This is a genomic window from Anaerotignum faecicola (assembly GCA_024460105.1).
Taxonomy (GTDB): domain Bacteria; phylum Bacillota; class Clostridia; order Lachnospirales; family Anaerotignaceae; genus JANFXS01.
The window spans coordinates 1-1018 of the sequence record JANFXS010000016.1 but is presented as its reverse complement, the minus strand read 5'-3'; the positions used below and the strand labels follow the sequence as shown (position 1 = coordinate 1018).

At 46.8% G+C, this 1018-nt stretch carries 1 protein-coding gene; it reads left to right on the top strand.

Annotation, left to right across the window (positions count from 1 at the left end):
• Positions 1 to 42: 42 nt before the first annotated feature.
• Positions 43 to 1018: group II intron reverse transcriptase/maturase (gene ltrA, locus NE664_12430; GenBank protein MCQ4727446.1), on the top strand; the 976-nt coding region annotated here is incomplete at its 3' end.

The window sequence follows — 1018 nt, the reverse complement described above, 5'->3', positions numbered from 1 at the left end:
CAACAGGAGTCTTTAGTACAACCGGGAAAGGAGGAAAGAACATTGGGTACAGAAAACAGAGATAGCTGCTCACAAAGAGACAGCGCGGAACGTGAAGGGTATGTGAGAGCGCACCGTTCTTTCCGCCGGATATGGAAGGAAAGAGACAGTGCACAGCCGGAACTCTTAGAGAAGATACTGAATAAGGACAACTTAAACAGAGCTTTTAAGAGAGTAAAGGCGAATAAGGGAGCGCCGGGAATCGACGGAATGACCGTAGAGGAAACAGGTGACTGCCTAAGGGAAAATCAAAAGGAACTGATAGAGAGAATCAAAAGGGGAAAATACACCCCCGACCCAGTAAGACGAGTAGAGATTCCCAAGCCAGAGGGAGGAATGCGAAAGCTGGGCATTCCAACCGTGAAAGACCGTATCTTCCAGCAAGCCATAGGACAGCAGTTAATGCCAGTCTATGAGGCGCTGTTCTCGGAGAACAGCTATGGGTATCGGCCGGGAAGAAGCGCCAGGGACGCCATTTTAAAGGTAAAAGAGTATGCAGAACAGGGATACACCCATGCCGTTGCATTGGACTTGTCGAAATACTTTGATACTCTGAACCAAGAAATGCTATTAAATATCCTGCGCAGAGATGTAAAGGATGAAAGGGTTATCCAATGGATAAAGAGATACCTAAAGAGTGGTGTCATGGAAAACGGTGTAGTCATGGAGACAGAGGAAGGATCGCCGCAAGGAGGAAATCTATCCCCGCTGCTGGCAAATGTCTATCTGAACGAGTTCGACCAGGAGTACGAGAAACGAGGAGTGGCTTTTGTACGTTACGCAGATGATATAGTATTGTTAGCTAAAAGTGAGAGAGCCGCAAAGAGACTTCTGGAAACAAGCACGAAATATCTGGAAGGGACGCTGAAATTGCAGGTGAACCAGAAGAAAAGCCGTGTAGTAAGTGTATTTGCAATCCGAAATTTTAAGTTCCTTGGCTTCACATTGGGAAAGAACGGAAAGGGCATTTATGTCCGGG